General features: G+C 71.1%; 15 protein-coding genes. 8 read left to right on the top strand and 7 right to left on the bottom strand.

From position 1 onward, the window contains the following. Positions 1-53 precede the first annotated feature (53 nt). From OHA73_RS08005 to OHA73_RS07995, 3 genes are read right to left on the bottom strand one after another with little or no spacing between them, the layout of a single operon-like run. Positions 54-1,529, bottom strand: coding sequence for an alpha-amylase family glycosyl hydrolase (locus OHA73_RS08005; RefSeq protein WP_327654667.1), 1,476 nt, complete (start codon positions 1,527-1,529; stop codon positions 54-56). A gap of 5 nt (positions 1,530-1,534) precedes the next feature. After that, positions 1,535-4,216 carry an MGH1-like glycoside hydrolase domain-containing protein gene (locus tag OHA73_RS08000; RefSeq protein ID WP_327654666.1) on the bottom strand — a complete coding sequence of 894 codons (2,682 nt, stop codon included), beginning with the start codon at positions 4,214-4,216 and terminating at the stop codon, positions 1,535-1,537. A 24-nt stretch (positions 4,217-4,240) separates the two neighbouring features. Then, a complete protein-coding gene (locus tag OHA73_RS07995) occupies positions 4,241-5,674 on the bottom strand; it encodes a hypothetical protein (RefSeq protein ID WP_327654665.1) in 1,434 nt (477 codons plus the stop codon). A 132-nt stretch (positions 5,675-5,806) separates the two neighbouring features. Here OHA73_RS07995 and OHA73_RS07990 point away from each other — a divergent pair, with 132 nt between their 5' ends. From OHA73_RS07990 to OHA73_RS07980, 3 genes are all read left to right on the top strand, one after another. Beyond that, complete coding sequence (locus tag OHA73_RS07990; RefSeq protein ID WP_266715950.1) at positions 5,807-6,361, top strand: DUF1269 domain-containing protein; 555 nt, start codon at positions 5,807-5,809, stop codon at positions 6,359-6,361. After that, on the top strand, positions 6,361-6,846 hold the full coding sequence (locus tag OHA73_RS07985) for a DUF1269 domain-containing protein (protein ID WP_266715952.1): 486 nt from the start codon (positions 6,361-6,363) through the stop codon (positions 6,844-6,846). Before OHA73_RS07990 ends, OHA73_RS07985 begins: the two co-directional genes overlap by 1 nt. Positions 6,847-7,008: 162 nt before the next feature. Continuing rightward, positions 7,009-9,300, top strand: a complete 2,292-nt coding sequence (locus OHA73_RS07980) for a LuxR C-terminal-related transcriptional regulator (RefSeq protein WP_327654664.1) — start codon at positions 7,009-7,011, stop codon at positions 9,298-9,300. 22 nt (positions 9,301-9,322) lie between these two features. Here OHA73_RS07980 and OHA73_RS07975 read toward each other — a convergent pair whose 3' ends face one another. Both OHA73_RS07975 and OHA73_RS07970 read right to left on the bottom strand, forming a co-directional pair. Then, positions 9,323-9,799 (bottom strand): LuxR C-terminal-related transcriptional regulator, encoded by a 477-nt coding sequence (locus OHA73_RS07975; RefSeq protein WP_266715956.1) that lies wholly within the window; start codon positions 9,797-9,799, stop codon positions 9,323-9,325. Between the two features lie 133 nt (positions 9,800-9,932). Then, positions 9,933-10,205, bottom strand: a complete 273-nt coding sequence (locus tag OHA73_RS07970) for a hypothetical protein (RefSeq protein WP_266715958.1) — start codon at positions 10,203-10,205, stop codon at positions 9,933-9,935. Positions 10,206-10,411: 206 nt separating this feature from the next. Here OHA73_RS07970 and OHA73_RS07965 point away from each other — a divergent pair, with 206 nt between their 5' ends. Continuing rightward, the gene (locus tag OHA73_RS07965) at positions 10,412-10,882 is read left to right on the top strand and encodes a DUF7144 family membrane protein (protein ID WP_327654663.1); all 471 of its coding nucleotides are present in this window, start codon (positions 10,412-10,414) and stop codon (positions 10,880-10,882) included. 19 nt (positions 10,883-10,901) lie between these two features. Here the strand turns inward: OHA73_RS07965 and OHA73_RS07960 are convergent, their stop codons facing one another. Continuing rightward, positions 10,902-12,230, bottom strand: a complete 1,329-nt coding sequence (locus OHA73_RS07960; RefSeq protein WP_327654662.1) for a diacylglycerol/lipid kinase family protein — start codon at positions 12,228-12,230, stop codon at positions 10,902-10,904. Between the two features lie 134 nt (positions 12,231-12,364). Here OHA73_RS07960 and OHA73_RS07955 point away from each other — a divergent pair, with 134 nt between their 5' ends. After that, positions 12,365-13,768 (top strand): DUF2252 domain-containing protein, encoded by a 1,404-nt coding sequence (locus tag OHA73_RS07955; protein WP_327654661.1) that lies wholly within the window; start codon positions 12,365-12,367, stop codon positions 13,766-13,768. Here OHA73_RS07955 and OHA73_RS07950 read toward each other — a convergent pair. Further along, on the bottom strand, positions 13,760-14,569 hold the full coding sequence (locus OHA73_RS07950; protein WP_267071506.1) for a YhjD/YihY/BrkB family envelope integrity protein: 810 nt from the start codon (positions 14,567-14,569) through the stop codon (positions 13,760-13,762). The two genes, OHA73_RS07955 and OHA73_RS07950, sit on opposite strands and share 9 nt — an antisense overlap. Positions 14,570-14,804: 235 nt before the next feature. On the opposite strand from OHA73_RS07950, the gene OHA73_RS07945 reads away from it, so the two are divergent. Genes OHA73_RS07945 through OHA73_RS07935 form a run of 3 tightly spaced genes read left to right on the top strand, consistent with a single transcriptional unit; the run spans position 14,805 to position 17,933 of the window. Next, positions 14,805-16,103 (top strand): ABC transporter substrate-binding protein, encoded by a 1,299-nt coding sequence (locus tag OHA73_RS07945; protein WP_267071507.1) that lies wholly within the window; start codon positions 14,805-14,807, stop codon positions 16,101-16,103. After that, a complete protein-coding gene (locus tag OHA73_RS07940) occupies positions 16,103-17,092 on the top strand; it encodes a carbohydrate ABC transporter permease (RefSeq protein WP_327654660.1) in 990 nt (329 codons plus the stop codon). The genes OHA73_RS07945 and OHA73_RS07940 overlap by 1 nt, the downstream gene beginning before the upstream one ends. Continuing rightward, complete coding sequence (locus OHA73_RS07935; protein WP_266715972.1) at positions 17,085-17,933, top strand: carbohydrate ABC transporter permease; 849 nt, start codon at positions 17,085-17,087, stop codon at positions 17,931-17,933. The genes OHA73_RS07940 and OHA73_RS07935 overlap by 8 nt, the downstream gene beginning before the upstream one ends. The last annotated feature ends 5 nt before the right edge of the window (positions 17,934-17,938 follow it).

Here is a 17,938-nt window from a genome sequence, read left to right as displayed (position 1 = left end):
GGTGCGGTTGCGGGGCTCTGCCCCGGGCCCCGCGCCTCAATCGCCGGCGGGGCTTAAGTGGCTGCCGCCAGCAGGTGCGTTCCCCACGCCGGCAGGTCCACGTACAGGCCCGTTTCCAGTAGCTCCGCGCCCGCGCGTTCGTAGCGGTCCGTGCCGAGGAGGCTTGTCAACTGCCAGGTCTCCGGGCCCAGTTCGGACCACGGGAGGCGGATCCGGCCCTGTGCCCGGTGGTCGGAGAGGTTGACCACCGTCAGGAAGCGGCCCGCCGGGCCCGTCCAGCACGACGCGACCAGCGCCGCGGCCGAGTCGTTGTCCGGCCAGCCCGCGCAGTCGAGGAGCCGCCAGCTGCCCGTGCGCATGCCGCTGACGTGCACGGCCGACAGCAGTCGCTCGTGGAAGGAGCGCAGCTCGTCGTCGGCCGGCTCCTCGGGGCGCCGGTCGAGGAACACCGGCAGCTGGACCCGGCGGCCCGTGAACTGGCCCTCGTGCCACAGCGTCGCGCCGGGCAGCGTGGCGATCAGCGCGGCCGCGGCCCGCTCCTTGTCCGGGGCCAGGGTGTGCGCGGCCCGCGGCTCGTCGTGGTTCTCCAGGAAGCGGACGAGCCCGCGCTGGTACGTCTCGTCGGCGTGCAGGTGGGCCCGCACGGACGCGGCGTCGTGGGCGAGGATCCGGTCGTAGAGCCGCTTGTCGTAGCAGAAGTCGAAGCCCTGCTGCTGGAGCGTCCATTCGAGGTCCCAGTACGCCTCCGCGGCGAAGATCATGTCCGGGCGCTCGCGGTGGACCGCGCCGATGACCTCGACCCAGAACTCCTCCGCGGGACGCTTCCCGGCCCGCTCGCCCCAGGTGCGTTCGAAGACGTCGTTCGTCATCAGCATCGCCATGTCGCAGCGGACGCCGTCGCAGAACCGGCCGATGTGGTCGAGGATCTCGACGGTCGAATGCCGCAACTCCGGTGCGAATGCGTTGAGTTGGACGACGTCGGGCCACGGCGGGAAGAACGGGTCCCGGCCCCGCGCGAGCACCGCGCGTCCCGTGTCGAGGAAGCCGTCCGGATCCCGCCGCAGGTCCTCGGCGTCGCCGCGGACGAACAGCTGCGGGTACTCGCCCACCCACGGGTTGTCGGGCGCCACATGGTTCGGCACGTAGTCGAGCAGCAACCCCACGCCGCGGCGGTCGAGTTCGGCGCGCGCCGCGGTGAGGCCGACGGCCCCGCCGAGCGCGCCGTCCACCTCGTAGCGGCGGATGCAGTACGCGGAGCCCGCGATGTCCTGCTCGCCGATGCCGGGGACGGCCGCCTGGAACGCGGCCCGCAGCGCGGGGTTCTGGAGAGCGATGGCGCGGCCCTCCGGGCTGCGTTCCCACACGCCCATCAGCCAGACGACATCGACCCCGGACGGGGTGATCTCGTCCCAGATGTCCTTGGGCACGTCCGCGAGGCCGATCTCGCGGCCGAGCCTGCGTCCCGTCTCCCGCAGCCACACACGGGTGTTGACCTCATGGATGACGGGCTGTGCCGGCAAAGCGGCCATCGCTGCTACCTCCTGGTGTTGCGCGGTCGGAAGGCGTCGGGGCCGAGCGTGCCGAAGATCTTCGTCAGGGCCGCGACGAGCCCCGTCCACCCCGTCTGGTGCGAGGCGCCGATGCCGGCCCCGTTGTCGCCGTGGAAGTACTCGTAGAAGGAGATGAGGTCGCGCCAGTGCGGGTCGTCCCGGAAAATCGCCTGGCCGCCGTACACCGGGCGGTTCCCGTCCTCGTCGCGCAGGAAGATGCGGCCGAGCCGCGTGGAGATCTCCTCCGCGACCTCGAAGAGGTTCATGCGCACCCCGGAGCCCGTCGGGCACTCGACGGTGAGCTCGTCGCCGTAGAAGCCGTACAGATGCAGCAGGGACCGGATGACGAGGGCGTTCATCGGCATCCACACCGGGCCGCGCCAGTTGGAGTTGCCGCCGAACATGCCGGTGTCGGACTCGGCGGGCAGATAGCCCACTGAGTACTCCTGGCCGTGCACCGTGAACGTGTAGGGGTTCTCCTCGTGGTACTTGGACAGCGCCCTGATCCCGTACGGGCTGAGGAACTCGTCCTCCGACAGCACCCGGGACAGGACGCGCACCAGCTTCTTCTCGTCGACGACGGAGAGGAGCCGGGGCCCGCCCGCCTTGCCGGCCTGCGCCTGTGACAGCGTCACGGACAGGGACGGGTGGCGCGAGGCGAACCGCTGCAACCGCTCACCGAGGCCGTCGAGGCGCTCCAGCTGTTGCGGCTGGAAGACGGTGGACGCGCACAGCGGCAGCAGGCCGACCATCGAGCGGACCTTCAGCCGCACCGCCTCCCCGTCGGGCAGCCGCAGCACGTCGTAGAAGAACCCGTCCTCCTCGTCCCAGAGTTCGTCACCGAGGTTGCCGAGCCGGTCCATGGACGCGGAGATCCACAGATAGTGCTCGACGAACTTCAGGACCAGATCGTCGTACATCTCGTTCTGCTCGACGAGTTCGAGGGCGATCTGGAGCATCGACTGGCAGTACAGGGCCATCCACGCCGTGCCGTCGGCCTGCTCCAGGGAGCCGCCGGTGGGCAGGGGCGCGCTGCGGTCGAAGACGCCGATGTTGTCGAGGCCGAGGAAGCCGCCCTGGAAGACATTGCGGCCGGTCGGGTCCTTGCGGTTGACCCACCATGTGAAGTTCGTCAGGAGCTTTTGGAAGGTGCGCTCCAGGAACTCGTGATCCGTGCGGCCGGTCGTCTCCTTCTCCACCGTGTACACGAAGTACGCGGCCCAGGCGTGCACCGGCGGATTGACGTCGCCGAAGCTCCACTCGTAGGCCGGAATCTGCCCGTTGGGGTGCTGGAAGGAGTCCCGCAGCAGGAGTTCGATCTGCTGCTTGGCGAAGTCGATGTCGACGACGGACAGGGCCACCGCGTGGAAGGCGAGGTCCCAGGCCGCGAACCACGGGTACTCCCACTTGTCCGGCATGGACACGATGTCGTCGCTGACCATGTGGAACCACTCGCGGTTGCGCACGCCGGCCCGTGGCATGCTCCACGGCGTCATGTGGTGCTCGGCGAGCCACGTCTCCAGGTCGAACGAGTAGTACTGCTTGGACCACAGCATCCCGGCGAGCGCCTGGCGCATCACCCGCGCCTCGTCCTCGCTCTTACCCTTCGGCGTCAACTCCCGGTAGAACGCGTCCGCTTCGGCGATCCGGTCGCGGAACACCGCGTCGAAGCCGCGGGCCAGGCTGAGCTGGGCACCGGCGGGCCCGAGGCGCAGCCGCAGCGTCTCGGACCCGCCGGCGGGCACGGTGAGTTTGTGGTGGGCGGCGGCCTTGGTGCCCTGCTGCTCCGGGTCGACGGCCCCCTCGTCGCCCTCGATCACGTACCGGCCGATGCCGTCCTTGACGTAGGGGGAGGCGTTGGGTGAGCCGAACAGCCGCTCGCTGTTGGTCTCGTTCTCCGTGAACAGCAGCTCGGCCGTGGCGTCGCAGCGCAGGTCGTAGCTGCCGAGCTCCGGGTGGTCGGCACGGATCGTGCGGGTGGAGCGCGAGCCCTCGGCCGCGCGCAGCACCGGCTTCTGGCCCGCGGCGGAGTGCTCGCCCCACGACCAGGTGTTGCGGAACCACAGCGTCGGCAGGACGTGCAGCGTCGCCTCTTCCGGGCCCCGGTTGTCGACGGTGATCCGCATCAGGATGTCGTCGTGTTCCGCCTTGGCGTACTCCACCGTCACGTCGAAGTACCGCTGCTCGCCGAAGATTCCGGTGTCGAGCAGCTCGTACTCGAACTCCTGCCGGGAGCGCCCGCCGTTGACGGCCACGAGGTCGTTGTACGGGTACGGGGCCTGCGGATACTTGTACAGGTACTTCAGGTAGGAGTTGCTGGGCGTGGCGTCGAGGTAGAAGTAGTACTCCTTGACGTCCTCGCCGTGGTTGCCCTCCGCGTTGGTCAGGCCGAAGGCGCGCTCCTTGAGGATGGGGTCGCGGCCGTTCCACAGGGCGACCGCGAGACACAGGCGCTGCTTGTCGTCGCAGAGGCCGCCGAGGCCGTCCTCGCCCCACCGGTAGGCGCGCGAACGGGCGTGGTCGTGCGGGAAGTACGACCACGCGTCGCCCCCCGGGCTGTAGTCCTCACGCACCGTTCCCCACTGCCGCTCGCTCAGGTACGGGCCCCACAGGCGCGAGCGTCCGCTTCCGTCGCCGGTCGGCCCGACGCGCGATTCCTTCTTCATGTGAACCCTCCACGTGCTCATGGGTCAGCCCGGGGCGCCAGTCTCGGCAGGGGGTCGCGGGGTCGCCTCACCTTCCGGGGGTGAGCTCCCGGCACGGGCCGCGAGCGTGACCGCGATCTCGTACGCGGCGAGCAGCACGGCGATGACGAGGAGCGCGGTCCACGACGACAGCAGGATCGACATCAGGGCCGCCAGGACGGCCCCGCCGACGCGCAGCACATCCACGTGCCGGGCCAGCCACGGCCTCAACTGCTTGTTCTTCCCAAGATGTTCGCTCGCCCTCGAGACCCCGTGTCCGGTGGCGCGGGCGCCCTGCGCGGTCCACCTGCGCAGCGCGGACGGCAACCGTCCTGGACCGATCAGATAGCAGAGGACGGCGATCGCGACGCCGAGCCACAGCAGTTGATCGCCCCGTTCCCGCAGCATCGTGAAGATGGTCCACAGCGCCGAGCGCAGTCCGTCGCGGTAGACGCCCTCCGGCACCTGACCCAGCAACTGGTCGCGCACGCCTCGTAGGACGGCCGTCAGCACCGTGACCGACACCACCAGCCACAGACCGAGCTGGAGCAGGGTGCGCCGCCGGTTCGGTGACACCCACAGGGAGAGGGCGAGGAGGACCGGGACGGCGATCAGCAGACCGATGACGGCCTTCTTGAACAGCAGGACCGCGTCCTGGAGCTGACCCAGCTCGTTCCGGTTGTAGAGGCGGATCTGCGCGAAGTTCTCCGGCAGGTCCCTCCCGATCGCCTTCTCGATCCGCTGGTGCAGACCGGGCGGCAGCTCCCCGGAGGACAGCGTCGGAAGGTCGATCTTCTTGCCGAAGACGGACGGCAGCTCGGTCTCCAGGGAGCCCAGCAGATTGTTGACCACGGGCAGCAGGTTGAGCGTGACCGTGTCGCCCTTCACCTTGATGTTCTCGTTGCGCTTCTCCAGGAGGGCGACGATGCGCTCGTGCGCGAACCGGTTCGTGGTCCGCCACAGCTCCTGGAACCGCTCGGTCGCGATCAGCTCCGAGATCTTGTCGTGCATGAAGTCGTGCACGGCCCCCGTCACCGGGCCCGCCAGGAACGAGGCGCGCGGTGGCAGCGCATCGGACAGCCGCTGCTCCACGTCGAGCTGATCGAAGATCTCGTCCGCCAGATACTTGGAGACCGCGGCGTTCACCTTCGGGTCCTCGGGCAGCGAGCCGACCGTGGAGATCCAGCGGTCCGTGTTCAGGGTGGTCCGCGAACCCCACCCACCCACCACGGAGGTGACCGCGAGCACCGCGACGAGCGCGATCAGGATCGCGGCGATCGTGCGCCGCACCGCGAACGTCCGGGCGTGGCGCCTGCGTTGGCTGCCGGCGCGATCACGCAGTACCTCGACCTCGGCGCGCAGCCGCTCCAGTTCCGAATCGGTGGCGGACGGTGGGCCGGACGCGGCTTCGCCGGGGCCGGGGGCCTTGTCATCGCTCATGGCGTGGCACCTCCAGCGGCCAGCGTCGCGGCGGTCCGCGTCGCGGTGCTCACCTGCGGCGGGTGACGCGTGGCGCGGGCGGCAACGATGTGATGACGGTGGAGATTCCGTCGACAGTCGGAGGGAGACGCCATGGCGGTCATCGGACCGGTTCAGCTGCTCACCATCGAGTTCGGGCCCGACGCCAAGTTCGAGGGGCGCATCATCGAGGAACTGGCGATTCTCGAGGCGAACGAACAGATCCGCGTCCTCGATGTGCTCTTCGTCAGCAAGGAGCCCAGTGGTGGCCTGTTCTCCCTCGACTTCCAGCAGGAGGGGATGGGAGAGACCGTCGCCGCCCTGCTCGGAATCTCCCGGGAGCGGATCCGCGCCGTGCAGGACGCGTATCCGAGCATGACCGAGGGCAACGCGTTCGGGCTGAGCACCGGCGAGATCAGGGAGATGGCCGAGGCCCAGGACCCGGGCACGTCGGCGGCGTACATCCTGCTCGAACACGTCTGGGCGAAGCATCTGCGCAAGGCGGTCAGGGACGCGGGCGGCGTGCCCGTCGCCGAGGGCTTCCTCACCGAGGAGGCCCTGGAGCCCGTGGCCGTCGAACTCGCCGCCGCGGCCGAGCGCCTGGGCGATCCGGTCGCCCCCAAACCCACTCCCGTACCCAAACCCGGCAACCGTCCCAGGAGGACCTGATGGCCGAACTCGTCGTACTCGGATTCTCGGACAAGGAAAAGGCCGAATCGGTGCTGCGCCTGGCCGGCGAGCTGTCCCGGCAGGAGCTGCTCGAGCTCGAGGACGCCGTGGTGGCCTGGCGCACCATGGACGGAAAGCTGCACGTCCACCAGACGCACAGCACCACCGGAGCGGGAGCGGCCGGCGGCGCCCTGTGGGGCGCGCTGTTCGGGATGCTCTTCCTGATGCCCGTGTTCGGCGCCGCCGTGGGCGCGGCCACCGGAGCCGCCGCGGGCAAGCTCACCGACATCGGCATCAACGACGCCTTCGTCAAGGAGACCGCGCGCGCCCTCGAACCCGGCCGCGCCGCCCTCTTCACGCTCGTCAGGCGCACCACGCCGGACCGGGTACAGGAAGCGCTGCGCCCCTTCAGCCCCACCGTGATCCACACCTCCCTCACCAAGGACCGGGAGGAGGAGCTGGTCGAGGCTCTGCAGTCCAAGTAGTCGCCGGGTCGCCCACCGGGCCGCCCTCGTTGTCGACGCGCCGTCTCACACCGGAACTTCACCCGGGTGAGATGGCGCTTGGCATGTGCCGGACGCAGCGCCCCCGCCCCCACACTTGCCGCAACGGGGCGGGTCCACTGCGCTGCGAGAGCGAGGGGCACCATGGCCGAGTGGTCACACCGCACACCGGACGGCGAGCACGGCGAGCACAGCGCGGAGCAGACCGACTCCGTGCCCGCGCTGCCCGGCTGGATCGTTCCGCGCCCCCGCCTCACCGACCAACTGGCCAGGGGCGTGCGCGGTCCGCTCACCGTCGTGGTCGGCCCCGTGGGCGCGGGCAAGACGGCCCTCGCCCTGGAGTGGGCGCACACCCGGCGCCCGCCCTGGCCGCTCGCCTGGGTCGCCTGCGACGGGCCCGCCGAGCACCCCGGCGTGTTCTGGCAGCGGGTGTTCGGCGCGCTGCGCGCCGCGGGCGTCACGGTGCCCGAACCCGCATCGAGCGACGACGGCCCGCTGCTCGTCGCGACCCTCGCCACCTGCCTCAATGAGCACGGGGACCCGTCGGTCCTCGTCCTCGACGACTTCCAGCCCGCCCTCGACTCGCCGATCGCCCGTGGCGTCACGCATCTGCTCCGGCACGCCCCCGACAAGCTGCGTCTCGTGGTGCTCGCCCGCCGCGACCCGCCCCTGCACCTGTACCGCGGGCGGCTCACCAGCGAGGTCGCCGAAGTACGCACCGCGGACCTCGCCTTCGACGACCGGGAGGCGACGGCCCTCCTGGCCCAGCACGGCATCGACGTGACGAAGCAGACGGTGAGCACGCTGCGGCGGCGCGCGGACGGCTGGGCCGCGGGCCTTCGGCTCGCCGCGATGTCCATGGAGCGGCGCGGCGACCCCGAACGGTTCGTCGCGCAGCTCGCGGGGGACGACGAGGCGATCTCCAGCTATCTGGTCGAGGAGGTGCTCGACCAGCAGTCGCCCGGCATGCGCAGGCTGCTCCTGACGACGAGCATCCTGGACCGGGTGAACGCCGAACTGGCCGCCGAACTCGCGGGCGACACCGACGGCGCCCTGTTCGCGGGACTCGTCCGGGAGAACTCCTTCCTGCGGCCCGTGGGGCAGGGCTGGTACCGCTGCCACCAGATGTTCGCCGACGTGCTGCGGACCTGCCTGCGGCACGAGACGCCCGGACTCGTGGCACCCCTGCACCGCACGGCCGCCGCGTGGCTCGCCGGGTGCGGTCTGCTCGCCGACGCCGTGCGGCACCTGTTCGCCGCGGGCGACGGGGACGAGGCGGCCCGGCTCATCGTCCACCACCTCGCGATCGGGCAGGTGCTCGGCCTGGCCAGGACCCGGCTGTCCGTCGACGCGGGCCGGCCCTCGCCCGACGAACTGCCCGCCGAGGAACCGGAGTCCGCGCTGCTCGCGGCGGCCGTCGCCAGGACCCGCAAGGACGACCAGGCGTGCACCACGAACCTGGAGCGGTCCGCCGAACTCCTCGACCGGCTGCCGCAGGGGGAGGACGACCGCGTCGCACGGTGCCGGCTCACCCACGCCGTGATCCGGATGGACCGGCTGCGCTGCCACGATCCGCGCCGCGCAGGCGTCGCCGCGGCCGACGCGGAGGCGGCGGCACCGCAAGTGCCGCACACCCTGCTGGCCGAGCGCCCCGAGATCCCGGCCCTCATCCTGACCGTGCGGGGCAGCGGAGAGCTGCGGGCCGGCAGCCTGAAGGCCGCCCAGGCTTCCCTCACCCGGGGACTCAAGGCGGCGGGCGCCGCGGGGAACGGCGCGCTGCGCCGGGACTGCCTCGTCGAACTCGCGCTCCTGGAGGCGCTGCGCGGCCGCTTCCGGGCCGCGGACGAGCTCACCGCCCAGGCCGTCCAGCCGCCGATGCCGCCGTGGACCGCGGGCGAACCCTCGCGCGCCACCCTGCACCTGGTGCGGGCCTGGGGTGCCCTGGCGCGCGGTGAGCCCGTCCGGGCCCGGCACGAACTCGCCCACAGCGAAGCGGCGTTGGGAAAGGGCTCCGACACGTTCCTCGCCGAGATCGGCGGGATCGTCGCCCGGATCGCGGGCACGGTGGAGCGCGGGGGCCGGGGCGCGGAGGCCGTCGCGAACGCGGTGACGGTGTCCCGGCTGCCGCAGACGGTGCAACGGACGGTCGCGCCGACCTGCGCCCGGCTGCTGAGCCCCGCGCAGCCGCACCGCGCCCACGCCGCCGCGCCGCCCGAGCAGGACCCGCTCGCGCAGGTTCCCGCCGAGCGGCTCAGCGCACGCGAACGCGATGTCCTCGGCCGGCTCGCGCAGATGATGACCACCGAGGAGATAGCCGATGAGCTCTACCTCTCGGTCAACACGGTGAAGACACACCTCAAGAGCGTCTACCGCAAACTGGCCGTGTCCCGCCGCTCGGCGGCGGTCCGCCGGGCCCGCGAGCTCCAGATCCTGTGAGCATGCCGGGCCGGGCAGCGTCTCAGACGAGCCCCAACTCCCGTGCCCGGACCAGCGCTTCGGCGCGCGAGCGCGCGCCCAGCTTCCGGTACACGGCGCGCGTGTGGCTCTTGACCGTGTTGTGCGAGACGTAGAGATCGTCGGCGATCTGCCGCAGCGAAACCTCCTCCTGCAACTGTTGGAGCACGGCGAGTTCACGGCCGGTGAGCCGCTGTGGCGACGGCAGTGTGCCGTTCGCCTGTGGGACGGGCGCCGGTGCCGGCACCGCGGCGAGCGCGTCCGAGGCCCGGTGCACCAGCGCACCGGCGGTCCGCGGATCAGCCACGTCCCCCGCGATCTCCACGAGGACCCCGGCGACCCACATCAGACAGGTCGTCAGGGCGGCGTCGGCCGCCGCCGTACCTTCTTGGTTGAGCGAGCACAGCTGGAGGCGCAGCGCGGACGCGCGCCCCGAATTTCCCGGATCATCGACCGTGCGTGGGCACAGTACTGTGGGCATGCCCCTCACCTCCCCATGTGGAGGGCATCACCCCACCACGGTGGGGCCCGCGCGAGCCCGGCGGAAGGGGTCTTCCGCGCCGTTTTCCGGGAGGTTCGGCCCGTTGCGCGGCCGAAAGGGGCCGTGTGTCCGGCTACTCCCTCGGGTCCCGCGGCCCAGGGAGCCGGCGGACCTCGAGGAGTTCGAGGCCGAGGCCCTGGATGCGGTCGAGGATCCCGTACAGGGCGGCCTGGTCGAGTCCCGCGCCGACCAGCACCGTCTCGGCGGGGCGCAGCACGACCGTCAGCTCGCCGAACGCCGACCGGAAGGCATCGCCGAGCCTGCCCCTGACGCGGATCTCGAAGTCGCTGCCTCCGGAGGGCGTTCCGGTTCGATCGGGTCCGGGACCCGAGTGTGACCCGTCCATGACGTCACCTCCAGTGCGAGCATCACCCCGCGTGCCATTCTCCCGGCGAACGCACGGTCGGGGGCATCACCTCGGACGGGTGACAGCCGCGCGTGGGGCGGGGCTCATCCGCTGCGGGTGAACCGGGCCGGGCGGTGCGGGCCGCATGCTCCGGGTCCATCGGCTCCGCGGCCATCGAGCCGGGGCCGTCGAGGAGGAGGTTCGACATGACCGAGCAGATGTCGCCGGGCCCGGCGCGCTCCGGCCCTTCCGGCGCGCCCGAGCCGGCGCCCCGCGCCAACGTGGGTGTCGTCGGGGGAGTCGTCTTCGCCGCGTTCGTGATGGGCATCATCGGCGCCTATCACGCGATCGCCGGCCTCGCCGCGATACTCAACGAGAACTTCTACCAAGCGCAGGACGACTACGCGTTCGACTTCAACGTCAACGCCCGCGGCTGGGTGCAGATGATCACCGGGGTCATCGTCTTCGCCGCGGCGGTCAGCCTCTTCAGCGGGCGCACCTGGGCGCGGATCGTCGTCATGATCATCGCTGCGATGAGCGCGCTGGAGAACTTCTTCTTCACCCCGTACCAGCCCGTGTGGTCGGCGATCCTCATCGCCCTCGACATCCTCGTGATCTGGTCCCTCGCCATGTACGGACACCGTGAGGCGCACAAGGTCTACGGGGCGCCGCTCTAGGCGGACAGGGCCCTGCCGCTCAGGGGCGCCGCACCGTCAGGGCGAGACCCGTGATGCCTCGCCAGTCCAGCGGCGGGCGTTCCCGGTACGTTCCCGGGCGCTGCCTCGGCACGATCACCCGCAGCGCGCCGGGGCGCACCTCGATACGGACGGGGACGTCCATGCGCACCGCCTCGCCGTCGAGGCCGACGGGGATCGAGTCCTGGTCGGCGTCGACGACCACCGAGGCGGCGGTCCGCGTCGTCACGCCGGCGGACCGGCTGCCCCGCAGCAGTCCCGCTGCCTGCGCGGCGCTCGTGACCCGCACGCCGACGCAGCCGAGGATCCCGCCGTCGAGACGGGTGCGCCGGCCGAGGCCCGCGATGTCACGCGCGCCGTACGGGTTGTTGCTCACCAACAGCGCCTGCGGGTCGGTGACTTCGTGCTCGTCGACCCGTGCCGTCAGCTCCGCGCCCTGGTGCCGGGCGAGCAGATCGGGCAGCAGCTCGAGGGTGGTACGCGTCTTGCCGTCGCGGTAGGCCGGGCTCTGCACCACCTCGGCGTAGGCCCCGAACGAGACGTTGTTGACGAACGGGAGGCCGCCCGCCCGGCCCAGGTCGACCCGCAGCTCCACGCCGTCGGACAGCGCGTCCAGTGCCTTCGACGGGTCCTCGCGGTCCAGGCCCAGGTCGAGGGCGAAGTGGTTGCGGGTCCCGGCGGGGATCACCAGGAACGGCAGGCCGAGTTCGGCGGCGACGTCGGCGACGAGGGCCTGCGTGCCGTCGCCGCCCGCGACGCCGAGGAGGTCCGCCCCCGCGGCGGCGCGGGCCCGGGCGAGCGCCGCCACGTCGACCGGCTCAGGACCCTCCAACAGCACGACGTCGGCGCCCAGTTGCTCGGCCTTCGCGCGCAGCCCGAAGCGGTCGACCTTCCCGCCGCCCGAGCGCGGATTCATGATCAGCACCGGCCGGTGGAACGCCGGAGCCGGCGCCTCGGGCATCGGGGTGGGGGACGAGCGCGGCCCCAGCGCCGCCCGGCCCGCACCCGCGGCGAGCAGCCACAGCCCGCCCGACACCAGCACCACCCACACCAGGTGCCCGCGGGCGTACTCGACCACCACCCATACCGGCGCGGCGAGCGCCAGGAGCAGCGCCAGATACCGCGCGGGGCCCCGCCTGCTGAGCACCCACCACACGGCGGCGGCCGTGACCGCCGTCCCCAGGATCCCCACGCCCAGCAGCGCGAAGGTCCGCAGCCCCGCGAAGACGGCCAGGACCAGCACGGCGGCCGCCGCGGCGGCCAACGACCCACGCGCCAGCCACCGTTGCCCCCGCTGCTGTGTCGTCCGCCGGTGTTTCGTCGGTTCCATGACCGACAGTCTGCGACCGGGAAGGCCCCGGGGACTCACCCCCGGGAGGCGACCTCACACCGGCGGGGTGACGTCGCGGCGCCCGGCCCGGCGCACGGTGGGCACAGCCGCACAGCCAGGAAGGGAGCTCCGCCATGACCGAGATGACGAGCAGGCGCCGCACCGCGCGCGAGCGGGCGAGCACGGGCAGGTCCGCGAGGTCCAGGGTCCCGCGCTCCGGGCACGACGCCTACACCCCCGCCGCCGACCGCCCCGATCCCGTCGACATCCTGGAGAAGCAGTCGGCGAGCAGGCTCCAGGAGCTGATTCCGATCCGCTACGGGCGCATGCTGGAGTCGCCGTTCCGGTTCTTCCGGGGCGCTGCCGCGATCATGGCATCCGATCTGGCGCACACCCCGGTCACCGGAATGCGCGCCCAACTGTGCGGAGACGCACACCTGTTGAACTTCCGGCTGCTCGCCTCCCCGGAGCGGCGCCTGATGTTCGACGTCAACGACTTCGACGAGACGCTGCGCGGGCCGTGGGAGTGGGACGTCAAGCGGCTCGCCGCCAGCCTCGTCATCGCGGGCCGCGGCAACGGCTTCGGCCGCACGGAGCGGGAGCGCGTCGTGCAGGTCACGGCGGCCTCGTACCGGCAGTCGATGGAGCGGTTCGCCGGGATGCGCACGCTCGACGTCTGGTACTCGCGGATCGAGGCGGACGAGCTGTACGCCACGGTGTCCGCGAAGCTGGACGGCCGCACCAAGCGGCGCATGTCGCATGCGCTCGGCAAGGCCCGCGGCCATGACCACATGCAGGCCCTGGAGAAGCTCGCCCACGTCGTCGACGGCGAACTGCGCATCGCCGCCGATCCGCCTCTGATCACCCCGCTCGACCAGCTGCTGCCGGGCGTCGAACGCAAGCAGCTGGAAGCGCAGTTGATGGACCTGATCGAGCGGTACGCGCGCACGCTCAGCGCCGAACGCAGGGCGCTGCTCTCCCAGTACCACGTCGTCGACATGGCGCGCAAAGTGGTCGGGGTGGGCAGTGTGGGCACCCGCTGCTGGATCATTCTGCTGCTCGGCCGCGACGACCGGGATCCGCTGCTGCTGCAGGCGAAGGAGGCGGGGACCTCCGTGCTCGCGGACTTCGCGGGGCAGGGCGACCACACCAATGAGGGCGAACGCGTCGTCGTCGGCCAGCGCCTCATGCAGGCGGCCGGTGACATGTTCCTCGGCTGGGAGCGGGTGGAAGGGCTCGACGGTGAGCAACGCGACTTCTATGTGCGGCAGTTGAGGGACTGGAAGGTGATTCCGCAGGCGGATCTGATGACCCCGCGCGTCATGGGCCTGTTCGGCCGGGCGTGCGGCGCGACGCTGGCCCGCGCCCACGCCCGTTCCGGCGACCGAGTCGTCCTCGCTGCCTACCTGGGCCGTTCCGACCGCTTCGACCAGGCGCTCGGCCGCTTCGCGGAGGCCTACGCCGACCAGAACGAGCGGGACCACGAGGCGCTGGCCGCGGCCGCGCGGGCAGGCAGGGTCACGGTCGAGTCATTGTGAGCCGGTGGCCGTCGTGCCGCCGAGCCTGTGCCGCAGGAACTCCTCCTGGGCCAGGACGCGCCCGACGGCCACGCCGAACACCACCACGGTGAAGAACAGGATCAGCCAGGACAGCACGGTGAACACCGACCCGAGCGCCCCGTAGCGGTCCGTGCTCATCCGCAGCGCCCGCGGCAGCCACAGCCCCGACACCCCGCAGAACGCCACCGCACCCGCCCCGGTCAGCAGCGCCCCCGGGAGCAGCGGCAGCCACGGCACCCGCCCGGCGAGCAGCAGATGCTGGGTCCACCACCACATCAGGACGGCCGCCCCGAGCTGCAAGGGGTAGCCGATGACGGCGCCCGCGCCGAACGCCCGGAGCAGCGCGCCCTGCACGATCAGCATCGTCACCCACACGAGCAGCCACACCGCCCACCGCCACGCCACGACACGCACTCCGGAGCGGGGCACGTCCCAGGCCCGCTCGCACAGCCGCTGCAGGGCCCGGGCGAACGCGGTGGCCGAGAGCAGCGCGACCAGCACGCCGGCCGCGCCCCAGCTGTGCAGGGCGGAGTCGCCGCCCCCGGTCAGTTTTTTGGCCTGCTCCACCACCGGTCCCGACGCCCCGAGCAACGTACGCAGCGAGCGCAGGAGTTCGTGCCGCACCGGCTGTGGAAAGAACGAGGCGAGGGCGATGAGCATCGGCAGGGCGGCCAGGAAGGCCTGCGCCGCGAGGCGTGTCGCCATGTCCAGGATGGTGACGTGCACCAGCTGCTGCACGATCCGGCCCGCCAGGGGCCGGGCGGTATCCGTGATCGTCATGACAACGCCCTCCCGGCGGGGGACAAGCACTCCTGCCGGGCACTGTCGGGCCCACGGCCCGGACGCACGTCGCCCGCGCCGGGTGACACCTCGACTGCTGCGGCCGCCGCATGCCCGTATTCTTCCCGTTCGCTCCCACGTTTGCGTAAAGGTGATCGAAACAAGCCTTGACCCATCAACTTCGAGCAAATAGCGTCCTTGCATTCCGGTCGACCCTTCACCAGGAAGGCTCCCTGTGCGCAGGCGCTCTCTCCTCGCCGCGGCCGCCACGACACTCGCGGCGGCGCCGCTGACGTCCGGCTGCGGCCCCTCCTCGTCGAACGCCTCGGACGCCGCCGGTGGCGACGCGCGGCGCGGCCATCTCACGTACGGCGTCTGGGACGTCTACCAACTGCCTGCCATGCAGCGCGCGGCCCGGGCCTTCGAGCGGGCGCGGCCGGGCGTGAGCGTCGACGTCCAGCTGACCCCGAACGGGACGTACTGGACGAAGCTGCGCACCGCCTGCACCGGCGGCTCCGCGCCCGACGTGTTCTGGATGAACGGGCCCAACTTCGGCATGTACGCCGACGCCGGGCAGCTGCTCCCCCTGGACACCGAGGGCGGCGACGCCGTGCTGCGGACCCGCGACTTCCCGGCCGATCTGGTCTCCCTGTACCGCTGGAAGGGCACCCAGTACGGCGCCCCGAAGGACTTCGACACCGTCGCCCTCTGGTACAACAAGGAACTCTTCGACCGCGCCAAGGTGCCGTACCCGGACGGCAGTTGGACCTGGCAGGACCTCATCGAGCACTCCCAGCGGCTCACCGACCGGGGGCGGGGGATCTACGGCGTGGGGGCGCCCGTCCGTGCGCAGGAGAACTACTACAACTCCATACCCCAGGCCGGCGGCCGGGTCATCTCCGACGACAAGCGGAGCTCCGGGTACGCCGACGAGCGGACCCGCGAAGGGCTGCGGCTGTGGATCGACCTCATCCACCGCTACCGCTCCTCGCCCACCCTCCAGCAGATGGCCGACACCGACCCCACCCAGATGTTCCAGTCGGGCACGCTGGCCATGACCTACGAGGCGTCCTACAACGCCGCGATGTTCTACCGCGACCGCGAGCTGCGGGCCAAGGTCGACGTCGCGCCGATGCCCAGGGGGAAGCACCGCGCCGGTGTGCTGCACGGCCTCGCCAACGTCGTGTACGCCCGCACACCGAACCCCGAACTCGCCCGCGACTTCGTCCGCTTCCTCGGCACCGAACGCATCTCCCTCCTCCAGGGCAAGTACGGCACCGCCATCCCCGCCCGCAACGGCACCGCGCAGCCGTGGGCCGCGGGCATGCCGCACTTCAACCTGAAGGCACACCTGGACGCGCTCGACTACGCGGTGCCCTTCCCCGGTTCCGCCAACAGTGCCGCCTGGCAGCACAAGGAACAGATGTGGCTCGCCAAGGCGTGGAGCGGCGTGGTGAGCCTCGACTCCGCCACCGACTCCCTCGCGGACGCCATGAACCAGCTGCTCGCGCAGGAGAGGAAGGGCAGGGCCTGATGAGCGTCGACACGCAGCCGAAAGCGGCGGTTCCCGCGCAGCGAAGTCACCAACAGCCGCTGAATCAGCGGGAGTTGAAGCGCCGCGAGCGTCGCTTCCGGCACCGCGACAAGTGGTGGGGCTACGCCCTCATCGCCCCGGCCGGGATCGGCCTCGCCGTCTTCTACCTGTGGCCCGTCGTGCAGACGATGTACTACAGCTTCACCGAATGGGGCGCTTTCGGCGGGACGACCTGGATCGGCGCCGCCAACTACCGCACCCTCGTGGGCGACCCGGAGTTCTGGCAGTCCCTCGGCAACACCGCCGTCTACACCGGACTCGTCCTCCTCGGCATCCCGCTCTCGATGCTGATCGCCGTACTGCTCAACCTGAAGGGGCTGCGCGGCACCGGCATCTACCGGACCCTCTACTTCCTGCCCGTCGTCACCATGCCCGCCGCGGTCGCCGTGGTCTGGCGCTGGCTCTACAACGGCGACGCCGGCATCCTCAACCACGCGCTGTCCACGATCGGCATCGACGGCACCCACTGGGTGTCCGACCCGCACACCATCCGCATCGCGGTCGCCGTCGTCGGTGTGTGGATGACCGTCGGGTACAACATGATCCTGCTGCTCGCCGGACTGCAGAGCATCCCCGGCGACTACTACGAGGCCGCCGCCCTCGACGGAGCGGGCCGCGTACGGCAGTTCTTCTCGGTCACCATGCCGCTGCTGAGCCCCACGCTGTTCTTCACCACCGTGCTCTCGGTGATCCAGTCGCTCCAGGTCTTCGACCTCGTCTACCTGATCATCGGCGCCAACACACAGAACTCGCTGCAGAACCCCGCCTACGGCGAGGGGCAGACCGTCGTGATGCTCTTCTTCCAGAAGGCGTTCTTCGACAACCAGCGCGGCTACGGCGCGGCCATCGTGTGCGTGCTGTTCGTCCTCATCATGGCGCTGACCGCCGTCCAGTTCAGGCTGCAGAAGAAGTGGGTCCACTATGCGTAAGTCCACTGTGCGTACGACGGGCATGCGCCAGGGGCGGATCTGGCCCGCCCACGTCCTGCTCGTACTCGGCGCCGTGATCACCGTGTTCCCGCTGCTGTGGGAGCTGCTGACCTCCTTCAAGAGCTTCGGCGAGTCCGTGCGCGTGCCGCCGACGATCCTGCCCGCGCACTGGGACTTCTCGAACTACCAGAAGGTCTTCGACGGCGTCCCGTTCGCGCGGCAGTTCGTGAACACCCTCGTCATGGCGCTGCTGCGGACCGCCGCCCAGCTGCTGCTGTGCTCCATGGCCGCGTACGCCTTCGCCCGTATCCGCTTCCCGGGGCGCGGGGCGATCTTCCTCGGGTTCCTCGCCGTCCTGATGGTGCCGGGGCAGCTCTTCCTGCTGCCGCAGTACCAGATCATGCAGAACCTCGGCTGGCTCGACTCCATGCAGGCGCTCGTCGTCCCCGGCATGTTCTCCGCGTTCGGCACCTTCCTGCTGCGCCAGTTCTTCATGGGGCTCCCGGAAGAGGTGGAGGAGGCGGCCCGGCTCGACGGCGCCAACCCCTTCACCGTCTTCTGGCGCATCGCGCTGCCGCTGGCCCGTCCCGGCCTGCTCGCGCTCGGCATCCTGACGTTCCTGTGGTCCTGGAACGACCTGATGTGGCCGATGATCGTCAATACCGACCCGGCGAAGATGCCGCTGTCGGCGGGCCTCGCCTCGCTCCAGGGCGCCCATCTCACCGAGTACCCGGTGCTGATGGCCGGGTCCCTGCTCGCCACGCTCCCGGTGATCGTGGTGTTCGTCGCGATGCAGCGCCAGTTCATCCAGGGCATCGCTTTCTCCGGCATGAAGGGCTGAACCAC

The organism is Streptomyces sp. NBC_00483 (genome assembly GCF_036013745.1).
Lineage (GTDB): Bacteria > Actinomycetota > Actinomycetes > Streptomycetales > Streptomycetaceae > Streptomyces.
Note: the sequence above shows the minus strand (reverse complement) of the source record. Positions and strands in the feature narration are given on the sequence as shown.